Origin of the sequence: Paenibacillus sp. RRE4 (assembly GCF_031844205.1) — a bacterium.
Classification (GTDB): Bacteria; Bacillota; Bacilli; order Paenibacillales; family Paenibacillaceae; genus Paenibacillus; species Paenibacillus xylanexedens_B.
The window spans coordinates 16,633-38,413 of record NZ_JAUZUT010000009.1 but is presented as its reverse complement, the minus strand read 5'-3'; the positions used below and the strand labels follow the sequence as shown (position 1 = coordinate 38,413).

Here is a 21,781-nt window from a genome sequence, read left to right as displayed (position 1 = left end):
GAGATGTACGGGGTTTTCCTTTTAAAATCGAATGCATTAAGATCTCTTATATTTATGCTTTATTGGTAAAATAATAACATTTAGCGTTGTTAGTCAGTCTCATTTTTGTGTGTAAGTATATTGCTTTCTGTCGATTCTGTTTTCAATGATGAAGCAATGAAAGTCTGATGTTTCTGTCTGCGGCGTATCGTGAAAAATGCAAAAACAACGGCGCTGGCAGCAACGATGAAGATCAAGCCTTTTAAGAGTAAGGTTAGCCGTTCTGTTTTTTTGGTAGTAGCAGCTCCATCTCCACCTGGAATTAAGTTGATGAGGCTAAGCTTAGATTTTTTATCTACGGAAGCATCGAATTCTTCGTATGTATGACCTTTATTAATTTTAACATGTTGGAGCACCATTTCTTCGAATTGCTGTCGGCTTTCTTCAAAATAATGACTCGGGGTTACAAGTATGACGCTAATATAACCTTCCCGTGTTAAAAAGTTTACTTTGTAATTTACTATTCCGTTCTGCAATAGAGGATCTCGCCATCCTAAGGAATAGCGTAATTGATGTTTGCTATCCTCATACGTAGGCTCAACATCCCAACGCAACACGTAAGAGTCATTTTCTGTGCTCGCTTTCTCCTGCTGTCCTTCAGGACTTCGTTTGTGACTTTCTAAGAGTTCATCGGCATCAAGGTCATTTTTGTCACGATCATCGATATATCCGATGTTATGAATCTCAAATATGACATTCCAAGGCGAATCCATATTCATGCTATAAATAGAGCCAATTTCGCTACCGTTCGGAGCAGGTGGATTCTCCGCCATAAACCGCTTAGTATTTTCTTCGTCGAAAAAAGAAAAACTTTTTGGGATGTTGATTGAAGCTATACCGTTTAACGATATTGTTGCGGGGCCTTTTTGCCATTCAAATCTGTCAGCTGAACTGTAACTTTCTGCATCAGCTTTCAATGTTGAAATTAGAAGTGTGGCAAGGAGAAATAAAGTGAAGCCAATGGTAAAGCATTTCTTTTTCATTTCAGCAATCCCTTCAAACGATGTAAGATTTACACGTTGTTATTTATTATGTTTTATCACTATATGATCATAATGACTTAACGAGAGTATCACAATATTTGGCTTTTGGACAAGATATTTCTGGTGATAAAGGAGAGATTAAAATCCAAGAAATCAACTGGAACAGATTGTGAGCACATGCAAGTTGTGAGGCAAGCCTAAATCTTTTATACTGAATGAGTGACTGCTCTTTGAAGAGGGGGATGAACGTGAAGGGAAAGATTGCCCTCATAACGGGAAGTGCCAAAGGCCTTGGTAAAATGACAGCCCTCAGACTGGCGGATCAGGGATGCCACATTGCCCTTAATTATGTGCATAGCAGAACAGAAGCCGAATCGTTGCAAGCTCAGATTGTCGCCAAAGGGGTGCGCTGCATTGCGGTTCAGGCGGATATATCTAAAGTAGAAGAGATACACACACTCGTTACAGAGGTAGAGACACAGCTGGGTCATGTAGACATTCTGGTGAATAATGCCGGCCCGTTTGTACGAGAGCGTCGGGTGTTTGCAGATTATTCTGAAGCTGAAGTGCAAATGTTAGTGCAGGGCAACCTGCTCGGGCCAATGATTCTGGATCAGCTGGTTTTGCCGGAAATGCGCCGCAAGCAGTGGGGACGTATTATTCATTTTGGCTTCAGTCACGCGGGTGAAGCAAGATCCTGGCCTCATCGTGCCGTATATGCTGCTGCCAAGGTAGGTCTGGTTTCGTTTACCAAGACTCTTGCGGTTGAAGAGGCCCCTTATGGGATTACGGTCAATATGGTTTGCCCCGGAGATATTCGTGGTGCGAACAAAGAGAAAACAATTGATGAGATTGCGGGCATAACCGATAAAGAAACACCAAGAGGTCGGCCTGGTAGTGGGGAAGATATTGCGCGAGTGATCACGTACCTGTGTCTGGATCATTCGGATTTTATAACAGGCAACATCATGGATGTATCTGGAGGACTTGATCCGATCCGGCCTACAATCTGATGGAATTACAAAAAAAAGAGCCTCTCGCTTCTTGCGAAGCGAAAGGCTCTCTGAGGTTTATTTCGTGAAGGATTGATTAGAATACTTGTACGACTTCTTGTACACCCTCAACTTCTTCAAGAAGGGCGCGTTCAATCCCGGCTTTTAAGGTAATGGTGGAGCTTGGGCAACTGCCGCAGGCACCGACCAGTTTCAGCTTAATGATGCCGTCCTCCACGTCGACCAGTTCCACGTCACCGCCATCGCGTTGCAGGAACGGACGAAGTTTATCAAGCACATCAGATACCTCATCATACATGGTGCTTTGTGCGTTTTCGCTCATATTGTTCAACTCCTTTCCTTCCTATATTATATTACAAATGACCATAAATTAAAATGGTCAAACAAAGCAGGTGAACTGAAATGAGACCAATTATTGAATTTTGTGCTAACAATATGCATTTTGGCACGGATGAAGTCATGGATCAATTGGATGAAAATCCGGACTATGACGTGATTGAATACGGCTGTTTGACCAATTGCGGTCAATGTTATATGACTCCTTTTGCCTTGGTCAATGGTGAAGTCGTAACCACAGATAAAGTAGAAGATCTATATAACGCCATTCTGGCCAAAATTGCCGAAGCGGATGCCTGGGACGCGCTGGATCTCGATTAACCGAGATGGCGTTTCGACATCCAGAGCACGCCGCTTTTTAAAATACGAGGCACTCGTCCCATCATGGACGTTTTGCCCATCAGCCCAAATCCAGCTTTCTTGCCAAGCGCGCCAAGTGTGCCGCGAAGCTTAAGAGGCTGCGGATTGGGCTTTTCGCCTTTCCAGAGGGCATGCTGAATATGAGCGATCTGTTCACCCTGAACCTCCGCAGCCTGACCACTTGGTGCATAAGGTACACTGGCACAGTCACCTACCACGTAAACGTCGGTATACTCCGGAATCTGATAATACTCATTTAATACGACACGACCTTGCGGGTCTTTCGTTACATCTAGGTCTTGAACGACTTTCACCGGTTGAATGCCTGCCGTCCATACGACAGCATCCGTTTGAATCTGTTCATCGCGGTTGTAGATCGCGTTAGGCTCGACTCGTGAGATAGCAATATGTCCTCGTGCTTCAACCTGATGTTCGCCGAACCATTCGTGAACATAAGAGGAGAGACGTTGAGGGAATGCGGATAATACACGTTCACCGCGATCCAGAATACTGATATTCAGGTCGGGTCTGCTTTCACGTAATTCGGCAGCCATCTCAACACCGCTTAAGCCGCCGCCCACAATGTGGACATGCCCATAAGCTTTGACTTCATTAAGACGGAGATACGTCTCACGTGTTTTGCTGAAGCTTTGTATTGTGCAGCTGTATTCCTCGGCACCGGGCGTGTTGTGAAAACGATCTGTACAACCTAGTCCAATCACAAGCTTGTCATATTCAAGCGGTTCCTGACCTTCGAATTCAATCTGACGCTGCTCCAGGTTAATGGCTGTAACTTCACCGAAACGGTGTGTTACTTTCTCATTTACCGGAAAATGGATACGCAGGTCGTAATCCGATACTGTTCCTGCTGCGAGTGCGTAATATTCGGTCTTCAACCCTTGAAAGGGGCTTCGATCCACCAATACAATCTGCGTATCTGACGGGATTTTACCTTCCAAAAGTTCCTTGATGATGGTGAGGCCGCCATAGCCGCCTCCAAGAATGACGAAATTTTTCATGACTCGGCTTCCTTTCTGCATCAGTCCCACTGCTGGGGCTGTAACCTGCGGAGCAGCTATGTCTTTACATAGCTACTCCGTGTGTTGTTTTGGTTTGAATAATTTGAATAATTAATAATTAGAAAATAAAAATTTGAAATATGAGACCACAGTTAAGCATCACTCTGATAAAACGTCCCTCTAATTGAAAGAAGTATCGTTCTTTGATGAGTGATGCTTCTGCTGCTGTAACCCTTGCCTAGATCGATGAGACTAATCAGAGCTATTCGTAAACTTGAATTTCATTGTAGAACGTATCACGTTCTACAGGGATGCGGCCTGCACCTTTGACAAGCCAGATCAGCTCTTTGCGTGTTAATCCTTCCGGTGTAAGCGCGCCGGCAGCGTGGCTGATTTTTTCACGTACAATCGTACCATGCACGTCGGATGCCCCAAAGCTGAGCGCAACCTGCGTCAGTTGTGGGCCGATGTTAATAAAGTAAGCTTTTACGTGCTGAATGTTATCCAGCATCAAGCGGCTGATCGCAATCGTTTTGAGGTCCTCATAAGCGGAGTTGCGGCGCATAATGCTTGCAGATTTGCTCTTTGGTTGCATGGACAGTGGAATGAACACCATAAATCCGTTGGTTTCGTCTTGAAGCTCACGAATCTGTGCCATATGGTTCACGCGGTCCTCATAGGACTCAATGGAACCATATAACATTGTAGTATGTGTACGCATGCCGAGCTCATGAGCTGTGCGGTGCACCTCAAGATAACGATCCACGTTGGCTTTGTCTACACGCATTTTTTTGCGGTATTCATCCGAGAGAATCTCAGCGCCGCCACCAGTCAGTGTTTTCAAGCCGGCTTTTTGCAGCTCCTGCAGAACTTCCTTGATGCTCAGGCCGCTAATGCGAGTGAAGAAGTCAATCTCTGCCGCCGTGTAAGCTTTCAACGTGACATCCGGATATTTTTCGTTTAAAGCACGCAGAGAATCGACATAATATTGAAAAGGAACATGGTTGTTATGTCCACCTACAATGTGGAACTCACGCACGCCTGGATGAATATGCTGTTCCACATAGTCGATCATTTCCGGACCGGATAACGTATAAGAGCCTTCCTCACCCTGGTCTTTGCGGAAATTACAAAATGCGCAGCGAGCTTCGCATACGTTGGTGAAATAAAGGCTCATGTTCTCAATAAAATAGACTTTCTTGCCGTTCTTCCGCAGATTGGCCTCATTGGCCAGCTGGCCCAAAGTCAGCAGATCATCTGTTTGATACAGATATACGCCGTCTTCTACGCTCAGCCTTACGCCGTTCTGCACTTTCTCAACGATTTCAGCCATTCTTTTGTCGGTGAACGGTGTTACCAATGTAGACATGCTGTTTCCTCCTGTTCTTTACCGGAATTCGAGTTGTGGTATGTTGAACCATTAAACAGAACTACATAGCAAAGATGCGGTCAACTGCCGCCTTCCTGTGAAAGACTAACTCTTATTACCCGGTGCAGCGTGTGCTGCAATCGAAAAGTTTATTTTTTCAAAAGGAGTCAAAGTGACTCTATATGCATTGGGGACTGAAAACCAGTCTCGAAATGTGAAAAAAATTACAACTCCATATATGACCAACATCCGAATATCTCATGACAAAATATTGACATTTTCAGAGTGACCACCTATCCATTATAAACCTCGTGCCGCAGGGGTTCAATACACTGGGAAGAAAAAGGAGTTCAGGGGGAACGCGGAAGCGGACAAACATGACTTGAGCCCCTTGACGGGGTGGAGTATAATTTAAGGAAGAGTGATGAAAAGGAGAGTGACCTGGCATGATTAATATCAGCGAAACGGCTGCAGACCGATTGAAAGAGATGCTTGCACAGCAAGAGACCCCTGGAATGTTCCTGCGTCTTGGCGTAGCACCGGGCGGTTGTACCGGATTTTCGTACGCCATGGGCTTTGACGATAAAGAGTCCGATGAGGATATATATATGGACATTCATGACATGAAAGTTGTTGTGGAGAAAGAAAACGTGAAATATTTGAATGGTCTCGAAATTGATTTCGAAGAATCCGGCATGTCCGGCGGTTTCACCATTCACAACCCGAACGCAGTAGCCACTTGCGGCTGCGGTTCATCCTTCCGTACACGTGAAGAAGCAGGGGTACCGGATAAAGATTGTTAATCGGGTGCGGGTTAGGGCGCATTTCCAGCGAAGAGGTTTCGCTAGGAAGTGCGTCTTTTTTTGGTTTTAAAATTGAATGAATTCTTTTAGTTGTAGGGATAATTAGGTGATAGGGTTTTGTGGTTAAAAGATTAAAAGAGGAGCAGGTTGACAGAATTAGTTGTAACAATTATAGTTACATTATGGGATTGAGTTTTGAACAAACATAATTTTAAGGGAGAGATTGACGATGAAAATTGCAATTATTGGTGCAACAGGTAAAGCGGGAAGTATTATTTTGAAAGAAGCGGCAGACCGCGGGCACGAGGTAACAGCAATTGTGCGTAATGCATCCAAATTAGAAGACAAAAGCCTGAATGTATTGGAGAAAGACGTATTTGATCTGACGGCTTCAGATGTTCAAGCCTTTGATGTGGTTGTGAATGCGTTTGGAGCTCCGGCGGGCAAAGAAAACCTGCATGTAGAAGTAGGACAAGCCCTGATCAACATTTTGAAAGATGCTCCAAATACACGTTTGATCGTTGTGGGTGGTGCAGGAAGCTTGTTCACAGACGAGTCCAAAACGCTACGTGTTGTCGATTCCCCTGGATTCCCTGATGCGTACAAAGCAACAGCAACTAACCAAGGCAAGAACCTTGAAGACTTGAAAGCTTCTTCCGGGATTCAATGGACATTCCTTAGCCCGGCTGGATTCTTCAATCCGGAAGGCGTGCGTACTGGCAAGTATCAGTCAGGCAATGATGTGATTATGGTAAACAGTGAAGGCAACAGTTATATCAGCTATGCCGATTATGCGATTGCGCTTGTGGATGAGATTGAGAATCCGCAGCATAAAAATGAACGCTTTACTGTTGTTGGCGAAGCGAAGTAATAATTTATATGCTTGTTGAAAAAACTAAAAAACAAACGGACACTAAGCTTATATGAGCGAGTGTCCGTTTTTGTTGATATACATTTTTATGATCTATCAGATGTTTTATCTATGAACGGGCTCTTATTGACGCTTTGGCATCTTGCTTTCATCCATATAGAGCAGATTCCAGCGGTGACCATCCAGATCCGCAAATCCCGCACCGTACATCCAACCGTCTGTTTCCCCTGGTCTGCCAAAGACGTTTCCTCCGGCACGCTCTACATTTTGAATAAAGGAGTCGACTGCTTCTCTGCTCTCAGCACCAATGGAGATGATAACCTCTGCACTATGCGAAGTGTCCGCAACTCTGGCTCCGGTAAATTTCTCAAAAGTTTCGTGTGGAAAAAGCATAATTGTAGTTTGGCCTATGGAGATCATGGCTCTCTCGCCACCAACGTTCGACGATTTAAATCCTATTGCATTAAAAAAAGAAGTTGCCCTCTCAACATCTTTGACCGGCAAGTTAAACCAGATATCTTGTGACATCGTCATGGCCCCCATAGAGAAAGAATTTATCTTATTATACGCTATTATGAAGCGAAGTAATGCACTTCAATGAAGTTGTGTGTTTAGACCACGATGTATATAGTTACAAAATTGTATTTTTATAAGTATTTCTTTACTTATGTAAGGAACGAGGCGTATAATCCGTTGAGACATCAGAGATTAAATAGAGTTACAGACAGAGATCATAAAGAGAGGTATGTTTCATGAATAGCGGATTAATTAATGCCATTATTGCTTATGTCATGTGGGGAATCCTCCCACTTTATTGGAAGCTGTTTAACGACGTGCCGGCTGGTGAGATTTTGTCACATCGGGTGGTGTGGTCATTTGTATTTATGGGGATTTTAGTCGCTATCCAGCGCCGCTGGAGTGATGTAAAACGAATCTGGACCAGCCGCTCAACTTTACTGTCCCTCACGGCTAGTGGACTGTTGATTGCGATCAACTGGCTGATTTTCATCTGGGCTGTGAACAACGGTCATGTGGTGGAGACTAGCCTTGGTTATTATTTGAACCCTTTGCTGAATGTGCTGCTTGCCGTCGTCTTCCTTCATGAGAAACCGAACCGGGGTCAATGGCTGGCCATTGCTATTGCAGCGATTGCCGTGCTGATTATTACGATCGACTACGGACGTTTCCCGTGGATCTCCATTTCACTGGCTGCATCCTTTGGTTTATATGGTCTGGCGAAGAAAAAGATCAAGCAAGATGCGTCAGTAGGTTTGTTGTCAGAGACCGCGGTTGTCCTGCCTGTTGCATTAGGTTATTGGATTTATCTGGGTATTGTGGGTAAAACAACGGCCTGGACGTTGCCAGCGCCAATGTTTTTTGAATTGTTGCTGTCCGGCGTTGTAACCGCATTGCCGTTACTGTTCTTTGCACGTGCAGCTGCCCGCATGTCGCTGTCCACGCTTGGATTTGTGCAATACATCGGACCAACGATTATGTTGGTTCTGAGCATATTTGTGTTTAAGGAAACGGTTTCCCCTGTGCTATTGGTTGGTTTCGCCTTCATTTGGATAGCGCTTGTCGTCTATGCTATTGCATCCATGCGTGCTACAAAACTGGCGAAGTCGATGTCATAACGGAAGATGATGGAATACTGGTCCTTCCCATCCATGTGGATGGGAGGGCTGTTTTTTTATCACCATCTAAGATATAGAAGGAAACTTGAAAAAATCTTCTATTTACAAATTAAGGAACAAGCATTCTAATTATAGAAGATGATTTTTTGAACGGTGGTGGAGTTGAAAGGATGGAGCAACAGGGAGTTGTATTCGTTGTGAGCGTTTCGATCTTACATAAGGGCAAATTGCTTATCATCAAAGAGAACAAAGCTTCTGTGCGAAATACATGGAATTACCCCTCAGGTCGAGTGGAGTATGGGGAAGATATACTGGATGCAGCACGTCGGGAAACCAGAGAAGAGACGGGGTATGATGTTAGACTGACTGCTACAACAGGTATTTACAATTTTATAAGCAGTCTTCAGCAACAGGTGGTTTTGTTCCATTTTATCGGTGAAATTATAGGTGGTTCTCTGCAAGTGGATGCTGTAGAAATTGCAGATGCGAGATGGATTACACCTGAAGACCTATCTAAATCAAATGTGCTGGAATTGCGCGATCGCGAAGTGATACTGCAGATTACGGATAATATACTGTCTAAAAAAGAGTATCCGTTAATGATTTTCCAGAGCAAGCTATAGAAATGGAGAAAGATGTTCATGAAGTCCTCGTATTTAACTCGTTCTTTTTATTATCTGTGGACAACCCAAACAGCAGCCAATGCTGCGGACGTATTGTATATTATGGCCCTTACGGTTATGGTGCTGGATCGTACAAATTCGCTCGTGTCTGCGGCACTTTTGCCATTGATTCGCAGCGGGGCTCAGTTGGTGAGTAGTTTAGTTGCACCGCTATTCATTCAGCGTTTTAAGTTGCCCATCCTACTCTTTTATTCACAAACCGGGCAGTTTTTGTTGTTCATCTGTCTGGCAGTGTACATACATCTTAATAGCGTAGCATCCTCATTAGTACTTGTGTTTTCGCTTATATTTGTGATGTCTTTTCTCGATGGGTGGACAACGCCAGCTCGAAATGCACTGATTCCGCGACTGGTGACTCATGAGCAAGGTTTGCTCAAAGCCAATGGACTCATGAGCGTCAGTGATCAAGTTGTACAATTTGCAGGTTGGGGCCTAAGCGGCGTAGTGGTTGCATTCATTGGACCAAGTTCAACGTTGTTAATTGCAGCCGTTATTTATGGCTTGGCGGCTGTATTTACACTTGGCGTTAAGGAACCAAGTCATGGAGGGATAACAGAGAAGCGTGTGAATGCAGCAACAGATATTTCTCCTGATCTGGGCACAGGTAGATGGCATACGTTAACGGAAGGCTGGAAAATGATATGGAAGACACCTCGTCTGCGAGTGCTTACGTTCATGGATATGATCGACATGCTTGGCGGCTCTATTTGGGTAGGCGCATTCACGCTTGCGTTTGTGCAAGTGGCGCTTGGACAGGGAGAAGAATGGTGGGGCTTCATCAATGCAGCTTATTTTGCTGGAACCATTGGTGGTGGTTTGCTGGTACTTGCCCTAGCCAGAATCATTGGACGTCGATATTTTTCAGTCATGATGATAGGGATGGCAGGGTATGGAATCCTAACCGCCGTCTATGCTTTAAACTCACAGCCTTTTGTTGCGTTGTTCCTGGTCATGTTAATGGGGCCATTTGCTGAGCTTGCTATGATTAACCGACGTACGTTGATTCAAAGTAGTGTGGCTAATCCGATGTTACCCAAGGTTTTATCTGCTCAAGCCTCAATGATGCATCTCATATTTTGCGTTTCATTGTTAGGTATGGCCTGGCTAGCTGAATACATTGGCATTGTGAATCTTTATTTGTTTGCGGCTGCACTGACCATCTTAGCCATTGTTGCGGGTTTGCTGAATTTTAGGGCTTTTCAGGAACAAAATCGCCAAATGATGAATTAGGAGGAGAATGATGATGGTTAATGATGAGTTGCTAGAGCGCAAGTCTGGTCGTTTCGTGCTACTAGAAAATAGGATTCGTTTCATATCTCCGTTTCTTTTTTCAGTAATCATCGGTGTTTTGTATGCGGGAATGATCATGAACGAAACGACAATGGGATATCTCCATAAACTATTTCCAAGTTCAGATCGTCCGGATATTTACGAATATCTTCCGGTTATCCTTCCTTCATTTGTATTTTGTTATGTTGTACGGAGAAAACACATGATTCTAATCGAAAATATATCGTTTAGCTGTATTCAAGCGATGATTGCTATCCTCAGTCTTTTTGTATCTCTTATAGTTGTTATGGTGTTCATGTCTAGTAGGCTTCCGTGAAAGCCAAAGCACGTTTTAGAAGCTCTCTCTTAAGGAGCAGCGCGTAGTGGAGGGGGCGGGAGCGATTCTATAGAAGCGAAGCGTTCGCGTTTGTCATCGGATGTTCCCCTATGAAGGGGAAGTTCCAGAACGATCCGAGGACAACCAGCGATCGAAAGAACGCCCCGCCCCCGGAACGTCCACTCGCAGCTCCCGCCCGCGCTTAAGGCTTCTAACTCCCGTGCTTAGTCAATGAACCCTTCCATGGTAGCCGTTGGCATCATATTGGACTGCCAAGCGCCTTTTCCGTATCCTCCGTTATAGCCTGGTGTAGCCTGCGGTTCCCAGTAGAATACGCCTTTTCCTTTGCCACTTGGCAAATTGCGAATCTGATTTTTCATCGCTGCGACAAAGCTTTTTCCTGCCGCGGCTTGATTATTGTCCATGCCAATTTCGGAGATCATAATTTCTTTACCATAACGATTAATCATGTCTTTTGCATTGTTGACCGTGTTCGTCACAGCTGTATTCCAGCCGGAAGCAGAAGGGTAGAGAGACATGGCAATCATGTCAAAATTGGCCCCATTGTTGATGAGTCCACCGATATTCCAGACAAACAGGGCATTATCGTCTCCGTTTGCAAGATGCACTATTGTTTTGGTACCGCTGCTTATGGATTTTACAGCATTATGTCCTGTGTTCACGAGCCAAGCATAATTTTTCATATTAACCGAAGCTTTACCATCATCCCACAACATACCGTTGCTGGTTTCGTTACCGATCTGTACCCAGTCTGGAGTGACACCTTTGCTCTGCATGGTTGTCATAACGTCACGGGTATAACTCCAGACAACATCCATTAACTGCTGGAAACTGTAATTTTTCCATGCGGCCGGTTTAGTTTGTTTCCCTGGGTCTGCCCAGGAATCGCTGTAATGCAGTGTCAACATGACACTCATACCTGCATTTTTAGCACGTTGTGCGAGAGCAGCAGCTCGATCTTTATTCATGTAACCGTTACCATAATCATTCGAAGGATTAACGAAAACACGGATGCGAACAGAGTTAATCTGGTAATCCTTTTTCAAAATATCAATGATGTCTCGTTGGACCCCGTTTTTATCTTTCCACTTGTACCCTTGAGCTTCCATACCGGGAACCCAGCTAATGTCTGCTCCCTTGGCAAAACTCGGTGCGGCACTGGCGTGCTGGCCTGCAGGTAGCAGGATCGAAGTGAATAATAAAACAAAAGCTAGCAAAATACTCGTTTTGAAACCCCTTACATTTTTGAACATAACAACATGCCTCCTTGGTTATAAGTTGAGATGCATCCTCATTATAGCCTTCCGAAATCATGCTCCTAAAGGGTCCGTTTCCAATATTTTGGTTGTTTTCTTAACTTCTCATCTTTTTCACACGTTACATTTCTATATATGCTAAAAAAGACAAAACAAAAAGCCGTCCGAAGACGGCTTTTCTACCCGTGGCGCTTTTTAAAACATTGATCCGTATCCCGCGCCTCCATTACCGTCCAATTTATTTGGAAGTAGTGGATCGGGTAAGGGACACGTTCAACATGACATTAGAAATGTTGACGCACCTCCTTTCCTTGTGGCAAGAGTATACAACACTCTGTTTCGGAAAGCTAGTCTTTTTTTTCATATTCACGCAAAAATTATTTTTCGGTTTGAAACATCGTGGTTTCCCGTGCATAATGGCTTTTCGTTCCATTATCATTGCGAATCCGTACACTGTCATCACTGATCTGCTCCACAATGCCGCGACCGACTTCGCAATATACACCTGCGGGATCTTCCTGCCATGCCGTCACGATACATTGGGATAGTGCAGCAGTGAAAAATTCGATATTTTTTTGTAACGTTCTAGGTTTGTTCGATTTCATGAGATACTCCTTTAAAATAACGTGAATTTGGGATAATAACGACAGCCGATCAAATCACACTGTAGTTCACTTTACCTTGTCTAATGTGCTTTGTAAAGGGATGGAAAAAGTTGCGGTCATGAGTTATCATTTACATAAATTTAACACTGCGTTAACATTCCGATGACGCTAGGAGCCAATTACGAATAGTACAATTACAGTAGAAGTTCGAATAAGAATTAACATGCATCACATTCGGAGGCCATACATGCATAAAGATCTCAAAACAGGCAACTATGTTAATCGTGATTTGAGTTGGGTTGAATTTAATCGGCGTGTGCTTCAAGAGGCACAGGACGCCACAACGCCTATGCTGGAGCGGATGAGGTTTCTTGGCATCGTTGCCAGCAATCTGGATGAGTTTGTCAGTGTCAGGCTCGCAGAGACCAAGGAGAAAATCAAGGCTGGATTTACGCAAAAAGACTTCACAGGTTATACCCCTTCGGGGCTATACCGCAGACTCATTAAACGAACCGGGGCCATGGTCGCGGAGCAATATAAAACGTACCGTGAGCTCATTCGTCTTCTCGCCAAGAAGGGTGTGCACATCCAGGAGTATGTGGATCTTAATGTGACACAGCAACGGGCAATGGATCAATATTATCATGACATTATTTTTCCGGTGCTTACGCCGATGGCTATCGACCAGAGCCGGCCTTTTCCGCTGGTGCACAACAAGTCCGTTTATTTGTCCGTTATGTTGCAAAAAGAAGATGAGCAGGATGGCGAGCCGTTTATGGCGATCGTGCAGGTACCTTCCAATCTTCCTCGCATTGTGAAGGTTCCCCTGAGGGCTAATAGTAAGAAAAAAAGTTTCATTTTGATCGAAGACTTGATTAAACAGCATGTGCACACCTTGTTCAGCGGATATGTATCGCTGGCTGTGCAGGAGTTCCGGGTAACTCGAAACGCAGATCTCTCCATTAATGAAGAAGAAGCGGAAGACTTGCTGGAGGCCATTGAAAAAGAGTTGCGCCGCAGACGTCGCGGAGCCCCTGTCAGGCTGGAAGTGTGCAAGGATTTCCGTAGTGACGCGCTACAGGAGCTGCAAGAGGAGTTTGAAATTCAGGACCCGATATTTGAAATTGATGGGCCGCTGGATCTCAGCTTTTTAGCCGGATTTGTAGATAGCCTCGAAGGTTTCTCTCATCTCAAGTATGGTTCTGTACAACCTGTATATCCGCCTGAGTTCCTGCCGAGAGAAAGTCATTTTGAGCTGCTTCGGAGACAGGATGTGCTGGTTCACCATCCATATGAATCGTTTGAACCGGTTACAGATTTTATACTGGAAGCTTCAGAAGATCCGCAGGTTCTGGCGATCAAAATGACACTTTACCGGGTAAATGGTGACTCACGCCTTATTCCAGCGCTTGCGCTCGCTGCAGAGAGCGGGAAGCAGGTTACTGTTGTTGTGGAACTGAAAGCCAGGTTTGATGAGGAACGGAATATTGCATGGGCTCGGAAACTGGAAAAGGCAGGCTGCCATGTCGTTTATGGTTTGGTCGGCCTGAAAACACATGCAAAAATCATTCTCGTTGTACGTCGGGAGCAGCAAGGGCTGCGGCGATATGTTCACGTTGGTACGGGGAACTACAACGAAAGCACGGCCAAAGTCTATACGGATGTCGGTTTGTTCACCTCTAATCCGATCATCGGTGAGGATGCATCCGAACTGTTTAACGAAATTACCGGTTATTCCGGCCCCAAGGCACTGCAAGCATTCCGTGTTGCGCCAGATGGCATGAAGGACGAGTTGTTCACATTGATTCGCCGAGAGACAGAGCATGCATTAAAAGGCAAACGTTCCCGAATCATTGCCAAGATCAACTCTTTATCACATCAGGAAATGATAGATCAATTATATGTGGCTTCGCAGGCAGGGGTGCAGATTGACCTGATTGTCCGCGGCGTATGTTGCTTACGTCCAGGTGTAGAAGGGCTGAGCGAGAACATTCGTGTTATTAGTATTGTAGACCGTTTTCTTGAGCATTCCCGGTTGTTTTATTTCGAAAATGACGGTAATCCCGATGTTTTCATTTCCAGCGCGGACTGGATGTCACGGAACTTGAATCGGCGGATTGAGCTAATGTGTCCTGTATTTGATCCTTCGTTGAAAAAGATGCTGGTCGATATCCTCAATCTGTCTCTGAACGACAACGTGAAGGCGAGAGAGCTTATGCCAAACGGCAATTATGTGTTTGTAAAAAATCAAAAGCCCCCGCTGAGAAGTCAGACGGAGGCCATGGGCATTATCCCTTGGAAGCCTGCTGGGTGGAGTGTTTTAACGTAACTCCCCAGGCTTCTTGCAAATCTTTGACGGCATCTTCGAGGCCGTTCAGTTCCAGTAAAGGCTCGTCTGTACAGGTTAACGTGACCTGCAGCGAGTCTTTTTCTTTTATTGCATGAATAGCAAGGATACTTTCTGCACGATGGATCGCTTCGGCTACACGCAGTAACGAGCCGATGCGGTGAGCATGCTGAGTATCCGAATCTTTCAGAATGTCCTCATGCTTCTGCAGCAGTTGAGGCGTTCTTTTTTTCGGATGATAGTCGGCTGCAATGGCACTTAAAATTGTTTCCCTGTGGGACAGACCGTAGATGCTTGCATTCATAATCCAGTATGCCGAGTGTTGCGTGAATCGGAAATAGTTAATCTGTTTGCCAGCCATATGAAGCATAGAGGATGCGTACAAAATTCGCTCATCAGAGGCATCAGGCGTAGCCTCTTGCAAGGCAGTGTATAAGGTAACCGTATCCTGATGAATCCGGTTCAGACGTTTCTCCGGGATCGGCGGGCCGTAATGAAGGAAATTGCGGATGCTATCCTTCAAGGCATCAGGCGCGGATGGTTGACCGGCGGCGAGATAGTCTCTCAGAAGCCCGTCACGGAGTCCTGCTCCGCTTACCACATAACGATCCCCCTGGATGATGCGGAAGACGGTACGCAGAATCAATACGCCTGGTACGATGATGTCAGCTCGATCCTTAGCAAGACCCGGTACCTTTTTTCGTTGAGCGGAAGTAAGGTAGGGCAAAGAAAGGGCGATATTTTCCATCGCTTCCTCTCCAATTTCATAATGATGCGTTACCGGCAAAGAATATTGGGTGCGCTTTTGTTCTACTTTTGCAAGCGTACGCATTGTACCGCCCAGTCCGATGAGCGGCAAACCGGGATGTTCCTGAGTCCAAGTCTGTCCCTTTAATGCTTCAATAACTTCATTGCAAAGGGATTGTTCATTGGCCTCGGTCCATTGATCCTCGCCGCCATAACGGGCATGTGAATTCACGGCACCGATTGGCAGCGAGACACTGTGCAATCTTTCGCGATTGCGGAATACGGTAATCTCCGTACTGCCGCCCCCAATGTCAACGACAAAACCGTCGGTCAGGTCAATCGACTGTATCACACCAAGGAATCCGTAATAGGCCTCACGATCTCCCGAAACACATTCAATTGTAAGTCCAGTCTCACTTTCCAGCCATGCAATAACTTGCGCCGCGTTGGTCGCATTGCGAATTGCCGCAGTTGCTGCCGCCCGAATTAACTCAGTCTGATAAGCCTCACAGGTGGCTTTGAATTGACGCAGGACGGTTATGGCAGTGGATAAGGATGGTTTTAGGATACTGCCATCCGATTCCACAACCCCGCTTAGCCGGGCAGCGTATTTGTCTTCATGAATAATGCGGTACGCTCCATCTTCGCTCACCTCATAGATCACTAGACGAATGGAGTTTGAGCCAATATCAACGATTCCAAGTGTTTTATTATTTCGTGTCATAAGCATCTCCTTCTACAAAGATCAGTTACACGTAATGCAACAGGGCAGCCAGGGCTTCCGGTGAGCCTGGAGGCGTGGCAGAGAAGGGAGTGGTGAACATCACAACGATAATAAAGACGATGAAACAGGCAAATAAAATACAACTTACGGCAAAGCCGCGATTACGTTTTTTGATAAACAGACGAATACCGATCACGAAGAGAAGTACCGTTACCGCGACCAATACAATGGACATTGCGAAATAGGCCACGCCGTAAAGTGATTTGAAAAATGCTTCCATGTCTTTTGAACGCTCCTTAGATCCTCATTTTTAGCCAAAACAAGTCATTCTTTAGTAGCATACGACAGATTGAACCGTTTGAAAAGTAAACCGGCGTTTGCCCTGGAATTCGCTCAGCATAGCAGGACATGTTCCACAGAAAAGGGGCCTTTGCCTTGGACAATCATCCAAGAAAACCATCCTCGGGGTGAGTATGTATAAAGAAGGATCATGGTTTGGAGAGAGGAGTTCAACCTATGTCGAGACAGTTAGCAAGCAAATGGCGGAAGACTGCTGCACTGATGAAATATCCGGTAGCTGCTGCTCATATCCCGCAAACAAAAGTGTTTAATTCAGGTAACCTGATGTACATGCTACAACGTTACGGAATGGTATATATTAAACCCGTTGTAGGCGGCGGAGGGTACGGCGTAATCCGAGTATCCAGCAACGGTGGAGCTTTTAGATATACACATATGAAAGTTACTCGATCTTTTGCAAGCTTTACTAAGATGTATCGCTCCCTTGTACGGGTAAAGGCCAAGCGAAGATATATCATTCAACAAGGAATTCATCTCGCCACCATTCATGGAAGACCTGTGGATTACAGAGTTAAGGTAGTGAAGACGGGACAGGGCTGGGTATTTCGTTCTTTGGTTGGGAGACTTGCCCGTCCAGGTCTGTGTGTAACGAATCTGAGCAAGGGGGGGACGATGCTGTCGGGCAAAAAAGCCCTCGCCTTATCGCTGCCTCACATCGCAAATCGATACAAACGGCAGGAGATGCGTTCATTAACATTAACTTGCACACATATCATGGAAAGTCAGTTCCCTGGCATAGGTCAGCTGGGATTCGATTATGGATTGGATCAATCCGGCAGAATATGGATTTTGGAAGTGAATACCAGACCTCAATGAAAATTACTGGAAACGCTAAAGAAAACGGAAGAAAAACCGATAGTATATACAAGAGAAATTGGTTGAAAAGCGTTTGAAAATTTTAAGTTTTGGGTAATACATTCGGAGCGTCTATGGAAACTATGAAAATTGCTCTAAATTTTCTTTTAATCTCGAATTTTATAGAGATGCTTTCCATCCTGTGTATAATTAATGTCCACATTATCCACTGATATATATTCTATGTTTTTTCCAATTATCAACAAACTATACACAGGATTTCCACATATTGTTGTGGATAACAAGAACGCTTGTTCTCTTGTACGATCTCTGATATGATAGTTTTGAGGAAAATAAAGGAAAGGTTGTGGCGGGAAATGGCTATGTTATCCGATGAGATGTTGTTGGATTCCTACCATAAAGCGATCGAATTGGATCTCGAAAGAGATTTCATCGCGCTGCTATTGGCAGAAATCCATAAGCGCAAACTGGGTACTGACGTATCTGCCATACTTCACTAGAGATCCTCATTGCAGGCAATGTTACAGGTTTCCGGACAAGTCCCATAAAGAGACAGGCAGTAGCATACTTGTCTGACAATGGTGACAATACATCAAGTGATTGCAAACGCTCTCGGTTTCGTCTGCCATGTCAGAGGAAGCTTGAAGTTCGTAGGGGCTGTATGGTCCGGTGTAGTCGTCTAATTTGCCGCATTCTGACAGTCCCTGAAGGCAGTGGGGACAAGCCTGCTCCGGTACAACCAGACCGTTACACAGCGGGCATATATAAGACAAGGGTATCCCTCCTGATCATGAGATTGCTCAGGAGTAAGATACCCTTTTTTGTACCATAATATGTGATTTCTTCGAATTATCGTTTCATATTACTGCTGTGTCCAGGAGACAATTTGGCATCCGGATCGAAGTACACTTTCGCATTGTTCACTGCAGTCGGAGCTTCACCGAAGCCAACAGCAATCAGTTTCAGCTTGCCTGGATACGTCGTAATATCGCCAGCAGCAAAAATACCCGGAATAGATGTTTCCATGCGGGAGTCGACAACGATGGAATTGCTGTCAATTTCGATACCCCACTCAGCTATTGGACCGAGGGAGGATACGAAACCAAAGTTAACAATGACATCATCCACTTCAATTTCCTGTGCTTCTTTCGTCTTAACATGAGCAAGAGTAACTTTGGTAATGGTGTCATCTCCGTGAAGTTCCGTAATTTCAGTCGGTGTTACAACGTTAACTTTGGAGTTCATCAGGTTTTCCACACTGTGCTCATGTGCACGGAATTTGTCCCGGCGGTGTATCAGAGTAACCTGTTCAGCAATCGGCTCAAGCATAAGAGCCCAGTCAACAGCAGAATCTCCCCCACCGCTAATCAAAACTTTTTTACCCGCAAAAGCGTTTAAATCACTGATGAAGTAATGCAGGTTGGTTTTCTCAAACTTCGCTGCACCTTCAAGTTCAAGGCGACGAGGTTCAAATGCACCAACACCAGCCGTGATGATAACCGCTTTGGCATGATATTCATTCTCATCTGTCTTTACGACGAAATGCTGTTCTTCTTTTTTCTCTACCGATACCACTTTCTCTTCCAAGCGAATGTTCGGGTTAAAGTGGCTCATCTGCTCGATCAGGTTATTTACCAGTTCTTGAGCAGTAACCTTTGGAAAACCGGCTACATCATAAATGTATTTTTCCGGGTAGAGGGCAGCCAGCTGTCCGCCAAGTTGTGGCATGCTTTCAACCAGTGTAACGGAAGCCTGACGCATACCTCCATAAAATGCAGCGAACAGGCCCGCAGGACCCCCGCCGATAATAAGTAAATCGGTCATTTCATGACCGGACGTCTGTGCAGTCAAAAATCAACAACACCTTTCTTATTTTAATAGGTAGAGAACAGTGATTATTTTCGCAAATTATGTCACATCATCTGCATTGTTGCCAAACTGTCTTTCTTATTATAAACGGTGTAATCTGGGTTGCAAAGTTAGCGGGATCACTAATCTGAGAATAAATGATGAAGTTCTGGTGAGAATAGGATGAAATTGGAAATGAAAGGTTATGAAAAATAACAAAAAAAACCTTGATCTTTACGAGAAATACAGATATCCTTGACCTGTACTATGTGTTTTTTTTGTCAAAATTAGAGTCATAACCTCAGGTTAAGAAATAACCTTGTTTTGTGGAAACTTGTGGTTAATTTCACAACTATAATCGTCGATATTATACGTACAGAAGTTAATATACACTCACAAATTTTACATTTGTCGTCATATTGGATAAGACCTGAGCAATATTTGTAAGTAAGAGCATTTTGCATTCCACCTTAATATCAGGAAGGATGCGAGCGAAACCGGAAGGAGTACAGATATGAGCAGCATTCCCAAAATCGTCATTCTCGGAGCGGGATATGGCGGAATTCTGACAGCGCAGCGGCTGCAGAAGGAACTCAACTATAATGAAGCTGACGTCACATTGGTGAATCGGCATGATTATCACTATATTACCACCCATCTACATATGCCGGCAGCCGGCACGGATAAAATAGAGCATGCGAGAGTTTCTATTTCCAAACTGATCGATGAATTCAAGATTGATCTGGTAAAATCATCCGTGAAGGAGATAAGGCTTCAGGATCGTAAAGTCATTCTGGAGGATGGAACGTTGTCCTATGATTACCTGATTATTGGACTAGGCGGAGAGCCGGAAACTTTTGGCATACCGGGTATGTTGGAACACGCGATGACCATTCGCAGCATCAACTCCGTTAGGCTGATTCGGGAACATATCGAATATCAATTCGCAATGTACAAAAACGACAATAAACGAAACCGTATTCGGTTCGTTGTAGGGGGAGCAGGTTTTAGCGGCGTAGAATTTGTCGCAGAACTTGCTGACCGTATCCCGCAACTGTGCAAAGAATTTGACGTGGACCCGAAGCATGTACACATCTATAATGTTGAAGCTGCACCTTCAGCATTGCCGGGATTTGATCCGGAACTTGTAGATCACGCGATGAACGTACTGAAGAAAAAAGGTGTTACGTTTAAAATTGGTGTTCCCATCAAGCAATGTCTTCCTGATGGCGTAATTGTTGGTGAAGGCGAGAAAATTGACGCAGCCACAGTTGTATGGACAGGAGGCATTCGGGGGAATTCCTTACTTGAACAGGCAGGGCTTGAAGTGATGCGTGGTCGTGTGAAGGTAGATGAGTATTTGCGTGCTCCTGGGCACGAACATGTGTATGTGATCGGGGACAACTCCCTTGTGTTTAACAAGGAGGGCAGACCCTATCCGCCAACAGCACAGATTGCCATGCAGCAAGGTGTGAACTGTGCAAAAAATATAGTCGCAGCCATTCGCAACAAGCAGCCTCAGCCTTTTGAATTCACCAGCAAAGGTACCGTTGCCTCTTTGGGTAAAGGGGAAGCAATTGCTGTCGTCGGGGATAAGAAATACAAGGGTTGGAAGGCAGCACAATTAAAAAAATTAGTAGATATGCGCTATTTGTTTATCATCGGGGGTATTCCGCTGGTCCTGAGGAAAGGACGGTTTTTCGGATGAGACATTGCAGTGTACAGGTTCGAGGTCTGTTAACCCGTGAGGAACTGGATCGATACAATGACCTGATGCAGGTCGGTGGGTATCTGGAGGATCAAAATCAATATGACCTGGCTTACATCGTTCAGAAAGAAGTAGATATACTCATCCTGCCGGCAATTGAACGGCTGAAGGAGAAGAGCCGTGACCGTGATCGTGCAACTGCTGAATTTCTCGAATCTTTGAAAGCGGTTGATGAGGAAGAGCAGGATTAAGATCTCAGTTAGTTGAAAAGAAGAGTTTACACTCGCACACTCCGATGACAGAATAACCTTTCAATCGCTGTTATCCCCAGATTTTTAAGATTCCCTTTTCTCAAAGGGAAAATCCGGTGATAAAGGCTATAGTAGATGCTTCCGATGTAGCTTTCTTTCAGAAAGCTTTTAGCTTCGCTTTTCCAGGTTTTTTCTGTCCTCTCCGTTTTTTGTGTAAACAATTAGTGTAACTTAAATAAATCTAAATCAAGCTTGAAGTAGGTAATAGGTATGAAAAGAAGCACCGCGGAGTATTACATCCGGCGGTGCTTCTTATGCTGTATTGAAATAAAAAAAATGGTCCAGCCTGCTTCAATAGAGGGCTGGACCATTTTTGCATGTA

General features: G+C 44.7%; 24 protein-coding genes. 13 read left to right on the top strand and 11 right to left on the bottom strand.

The genetic code is table 11. From position 1 onward, the window contains the following. Positions 1–89 precede the first annotated feature (89 nt). Positions 90–1,022, bottom strand: a complete 933-nt coding sequence (locus Q9R46_RS24475) for a DUF2167 domain-containing protein (RefSeq protein WP_311282126.1) — start codon at positions 1,020–1,022, stop codon at positions 90–92. Between the two features lie 248 nt (positions 1,023–1,270). Here Q9R46_RS24475 and Q9R46_RS24470 point away from each other — a divergent pair, with 248 nt between their 5' ends. Continuing rightward, a complete protein-coding gene (locus Q9R46_RS24470; RefSeq protein ID WP_311282125.1) occupies positions 1,271–2,035 on the top strand; it encodes an SDR family oxidoreductase in 765 nt (254 codons plus the stop codon). 76 nt (positions 2,036–2,111) lie between these two features. Here the strand turns inward: Q9R46_RS24470 and Q9R46_RS24465 are convergent, their stop codons facing one another. Continuing rightward, positions 2,112–2,357, bottom strand: a complete 246-nt coding sequence (locus Q9R46_RS24465) for a NifU family protein (RefSeq protein WP_053783253.1) — start codon at positions 2,355–2,357, stop codon at positions 2,112–2,114. Positions 2,358–2,437: 80 nt separating this feature from the next. Here Q9R46_RS24465 and Q9R46_RS24460 point away from each other — a divergent pair, with 80 nt between their 5' ends. Then, complete coding sequence (locus Q9R46_RS24460; protein WP_090919554.1) at positions 2,438–2,692, top strand: YuzB family protein; 255 nt, start codon at positions 2,438–2,440, stop codon at positions 2,690–2,692. Here the strand turns inward: Q9R46_RS24460 and Q9R46_RS24455 are convergent. Together Q9R46_RS24455 and mqnE are read right to left on the bottom strand one after the other, a co-directional pair. After that, positions 2,689–3,750 carry an NAD(P)/FAD-dependent oxidoreductase gene (locus Q9R46_RS24455; protein ID WP_090919552.1) on the bottom strand — a complete coding sequence of 354 codons (1,062 nt, stop codon included), beginning with the start codon at positions 3,748–3,750 and terminating at the stop codon, positions 2,689–2,691. The two genes, Q9R46_RS24460 and Q9R46_RS24455, sit on opposite strands and share 4 nt — an antisense overlap. A gap of 262 nt (positions 3,751–4,012) precedes the next feature. Next, a complete protein-coding gene (gene mqnE, locus Q9R46_RS24450) occupies positions 4,013–5,119 on the bottom strand; it encodes an aminofutalosine synthase MqnE (protein WP_311282124.1) in 1,107 nt (368 codons plus the stop codon). Positions 5,120–5,565: 446 nt separating this feature from the next. Here mqnE and Q9R46_RS24445 point away from each other — a divergent pair, with 446 nt between their 5' ends. Both Q9R46_RS24445 and Q9R46_RS24440 read left to right on the top strand, forming a co-directional pair. Continuing rightward, positions 5,566–5,922, top strand: coding sequence for a HesB/IscA family protein (locus tag Q9R46_RS24445; protein WP_123064700.1), 357 nt, complete (start codon positions 5,566–5,568; stop codon positions 5,920–5,922). Positions 5,923–6,151: 229 nt separating this feature from the next. Beyond that, complete coding sequence (locus Q9R46_RS24440) at positions 6,152–6,793, top strand: NAD(P)-dependent oxidoreductase (protein WP_145336327.1); 642 nt, start codon at positions 6,152–6,154, stop codon at positions 6,791–6,793. 123 nt (positions 6,794–6,916) lie between these two features. On the opposite strand, the gene Q9R46_RS24435 is transcribed toward Q9R46_RS24440, so the two are convergent. Then, a complete protein-coding gene (locus tag Q9R46_RS24435) occupies positions 6,917–7,321 on the bottom strand; it encodes a VOC family protein (RefSeq protein ID WP_311282123.1) in 405 nt (134 codons plus the stop codon). Positions 7,322–7,545: 224 nt separating this feature from the next. Here Q9R46_RS24435 and rarD point away from each other — a divergent pair, with 224 nt between their 5' ends. The 4 genes from rarD to Q9R46_RS24415 all read left to right on the top strand — a co-directional run bounded on the left by rarD (position 7,546) and on the right by Q9R46_RS24415 (position 10,716). Beyond that, complete coding sequence (gene rarD, locus Q9R46_RS24430; RefSeq protein ID WP_311282122.1) at positions 7,546–8,427, top strand: EamA family transporter RarD; 882 nt, start codon at positions 7,546–7,548, stop codon at positions 8,425–8,427. A 170-nt stretch (positions 8,428–8,597) separates the two neighbouring features. Then, positions 8,598–9,050, top strand: coding sequence for an NUDIX hydrolase (locus tag Q9R46_RS24425; RefSeq protein WP_311282121.1), 453 nt, complete (start codon positions 8,598–8,600; stop codon positions 9,048–9,050). 18 nt (positions 9,051–9,068) lie between these two features. Next, entirely contained in the window at positions 9,069–10,340 is a 1,272-nt protein-coding gene (locus Q9R46_RS24420; RefSeq protein ID WP_311282120.1) for an MFS transporter, read from the top strand. 7 nt (positions 10,341–10,347) lie between these two features. Further along, complete coding sequence (locus Q9R46_RS24415) at positions 10,348–10,716, top strand: hypothetical protein (RefSeq protein WP_311282119.1); 369 nt, start codon at positions 10,348–10,350, stop codon at positions 10,714–10,716. 224 nt (positions 10,717–10,940) lie between these two features. On the opposite strand, the gene Q9R46_RS24410 is transcribed toward Q9R46_RS24415, so the two are convergent. Continuing rightward, positions 10,941–11,990, bottom strand: a complete 1,050-nt coding sequence (locus Q9R46_RS24410; protein ID WP_311282118.1) for a glycoside hydrolase family 53 protein — start codon at positions 11,988–11,990, stop codon at positions 10,941–10,943. Positions 11,991–12,370: 380 nt separating this feature from the next. Continuing rightward, positions 12,371–12,598: a hypothetical protein gene (locus tag Q9R46_RS24405; protein ID WP_145335550.1), complete on the bottom strand. Its 228-nt coding sequence runs from the start codon at positions 12,596–12,598 to the stop codon at positions 12,371–12,373. 247 nt (positions 12,599–12,845) lie between these two features. On the opposite strand from Q9R46_RS24405, the gene ppk1 reads away from it, so the two are divergent. Beyond that, positions 12,846–14,927 carry a polyphosphate kinase 1 gene (ppk1, locus tag Q9R46_RS24400; RefSeq protein ID WP_145335548.1) on the top strand — a complete coding sequence of 694 codons (2,082 nt, stop codon included), beginning with the start codon at positions 12,846–12,848 and terminating at the stop codon, positions 14,925–14,927. On the opposite strand, the gene Q9R46_RS24395 is transcribed toward ppk1, so the two are convergent. Both Q9R46_RS24395 and Q9R46_RS24390 read right to left on the bottom strand, forming a co-directional pair. After that, complete coding sequence (locus Q9R46_RS24395) at positions 14,887–16,416, bottom strand: Ppx/GppA phosphatase family protein (protein ID WP_311282117.1); 1,530 nt, start codon at positions 16,414–16,416, stop codon at positions 14,887–14,889. The two genes, ppk1 and Q9R46_RS24395, sit on opposite strands and share 41 nt — an antisense overlap. A 25-nt stretch (positions 16,417–16,441) precedes the next feature. Then, a complete protein-coding gene (locus Q9R46_RS24390) occupies positions 16,442–16,696 on the bottom strand; it encodes a hypothetical protein (protein ID WP_311282116.1) in 255 nt (84 codons plus the stop codon). Positions 16,697–16,932: 236 nt separating this feature from the next. Between Q9R46_RS24390 and Q9R46_RS24385 the strand changes: the two genes are divergently transcribed. Together Q9R46_RS24385 and sda are read left to right on the top strand one after the other, a co-directional pair. Beyond that, positions 16,933–17,592: a YheC/YheD family protein gene (locus Q9R46_RS24385; protein WP_311282115.1), complete on the top strand. Its 660-nt coding sequence runs from the start codon at positions 16,933–16,935 to the stop codon at positions 17,590–17,592. Between the two features lie 356 nt (positions 17,593–17,948). Continuing rightward, positions 17,949–18,092 carry a sporulation histidine kinase inhibitor Sda gene (gene sda, locus Q9R46_RS24380; protein ID WP_024632651.1) on the top strand — a complete coding sequence of 48 codons (144 nt, stop codon included), beginning with the start codon at positions 17,949–17,951 and terminating at the stop codon, positions 18,090–18,092. Positions 18,093–18,113: 21 nt separating this feature from the next. Here sda and Q9R46_RS24375 read toward each other — a convergent pair whose 3' ends face one another. After that, entirely contained in the window at positions 18,114–18,365 is a 252-nt protein-coding gene (locus tag Q9R46_RS24375; RefSeq protein WP_145335539.1) for a hypothetical protein, read from the bottom strand. 76 nt (positions 18,366–18,441) lie between these two features. Further along, a complete protein-coding gene (locus Q9R46_RS24370) occupies positions 18,442–19,443 on the bottom strand; it encodes an NAD(P)/FAD-dependent oxidoreductase (protein WP_311282114.1) in 1,002 nt (333 codons plus the stop codon). A 511-nt stretch (positions 19,444–19,954) separates the two neighbouring features. Here Q9R46_RS24370 and Q9R46_RS24365 point away from each other — a divergent pair. After that, on the top strand, positions 19,955–21,148 hold the full coding sequence (locus tag Q9R46_RS24365) for an NAD(P)/FAD-dependent oxidoreductase (RefSeq protein WP_145335535.1): 1,194 nt from the start codon (positions 19,955–19,957) through the stop codon (positions 21,146–21,148). Further along, positions 21,145–21,399 (top strand): hypothetical protein, encoded by a 255-nt coding sequence (locus Q9R46_RS24360; protein WP_145335533.1) that lies wholly within the window; start codon positions 21,145–21,147, stop codon positions 21,397–21,399. The genes Q9R46_RS24365 and Q9R46_RS24360 overlap by 4 nt, the downstream gene beginning before the upstream one ends. The last annotated feature ends 382 nt before the right edge of the window (positions 21,400–21,781 follow it).

What these genes read in the sequence shown, in the direction of transcription:
- Q9R46_RS24475 (WP_311282126.1), bottom strand. Translation starts at nt 1,022, where the DNA reads ATGAAAAAGAAATGCTTTACCATTGGCTTCACTTTATTTCTCCTTGCC.
- Q9R46_RS24465 (WP_053783253.1), bottom strand. Translation starts at nt 2,357, where the DNA reads ATGAGCGAAAACGCACAAAGCACCATGTATGATGAGGTATCTGATGTG.
- Q9R46_RS24460 (WP_090919554.1), top strand. Translation starts at nt 2,438, where the DNA reads ATGAGACCAATTATTGAATTTTGTGCTAACAATATGCATTTTGGCACG.
- Q9R46_RS24455 (WP_090919552.1), bottom strand. Translation starts at nt 3,750, where the DNA reads ATGAAAAATTTCGTCATTCTTGGAGGCGGCTATGGCGGCCTCACCATC.
- mqnE (WP_311282124.1), bottom strand. Translation starts at nt 5,119, where the DNA reads ATGTCTACATTGGTAACACCGTTCACCGACAAAAGAATGGCTGAAATC.
- Q9R46_RS24445 (WP_123064700.1), top strand. Translation starts at nt 5,566, where the DNA reads ATGATTAATATCAGCGAAACGGCTGCAGACCGATTGAAAGAGATGCTT.
- Q9R46_RS24440 (WP_145336327.1), top strand. Translation starts at nt 6,152, where the DNA reads ATGAAAATTGCAATTATTGGTGCAACAGGTAAAGCGGGAAGTATTATT.
- Q9R46_RS24435 (WP_311282123.1), bottom strand. Translation starts at nt 7,321, where the DNA reads ATGTCACAAGATATCTGGTTTAACTTGCCGGTCAAAGATGTTGAGAGG.
- rarD (WP_311282122.1), top strand. Translation starts at nt 7,546, where the DNA reads ATGAATAGCGGATTAATTAATGCCATTATTGCTTATGTCATGTGGGGA.
- Q9R46_RS24425 (WP_311282121.1), top strand. Translation starts at nt 8,598, where the DNA reads ATGGAGCAACAGGGAGTTGTATTCGTTGTGAGCGTTTCGATCTTACAT.
- Q9R46_RS24420 (WP_311282120.1), top strand. Translation starts at nt 9,069, where the DNA reads ATGAAGTCCTCGTATTTAACTCGTTCTTTTTATTATCTGTGGACAACC.
- Q9R46_RS24415 (WP_311282119.1), top strand. Translation starts at nt 10,348, where the DNA reads ATGATGATGGTTAATGATGAGTTGCTAGAGCGCAAGTCTGGTCGTTTC.
- Q9R46_RS24410 (WP_311282118.1), bottom strand. Translation starts at nt 11,990, where the DNA reads ATGTTCAAAAATGTAAGGGGTTTCAAAACGAGTATTTTGCTAGCTTTT.
- Q9R46_RS24405 (WP_145335550.1), bottom strand. Translation starts at nt 12,598, where the DNA reads ATGAAATCGAACAAACCTAGAACGTTACAAAAAAATATCGAATTTTTC.
- ppk1 (WP_145335548.1), top strand. Translation starts at nt 12,846, where the DNA reads ATGCATAAAGATCTCAAAACAGGCAACTATGTTAATCGTGATTTGAGT.
- Q9R46_RS24395 (WP_311282117.1), bottom strand. Translation starts at nt 16,416, where the DNA reads ATGACACGAAATAATAAAACACTTGGAATCGTTGATATTGGCTCAAAC.
- Q9R46_RS24390 (WP_311282116.1), bottom strand. Translation starts at nt 16,696, where the DNA reads ATGGAAGCATTTTTCAAATCACTTTACGGCGTGGCCTATTTCGCAATG.
- Q9R46_RS24385 (WP_311282115.1), top strand. Translation starts at nt 16,933, where the DNA reads ATGTCGAGACAGTTAGCAAGCAAATGGCGGAAGACTGCTGCACTGATG.
- sda (WP_024632651.1), top strand. Translation starts at nt 17,949, where the DNA reads ATGGCTATGTTATCCGATGAGATGTTGTTGGATTCCTACCATAAAGCG.
- Q9R46_RS24365 (WP_145335535.1), top strand. Translation starts at nt 19,955, where the DNA reads ATGAGCAGCATTCCCAAAATCGTCATTCTCGGAGCGGGATATGGCGGA.
- Q9R46_RS24360 (WP_145335533.1), top strand. Translation starts at nt 21,145, where the DNA reads ATGAGACATTGCAGTGTACAGGTTCGAGGTCTGTTAACCCGTGAGGAA.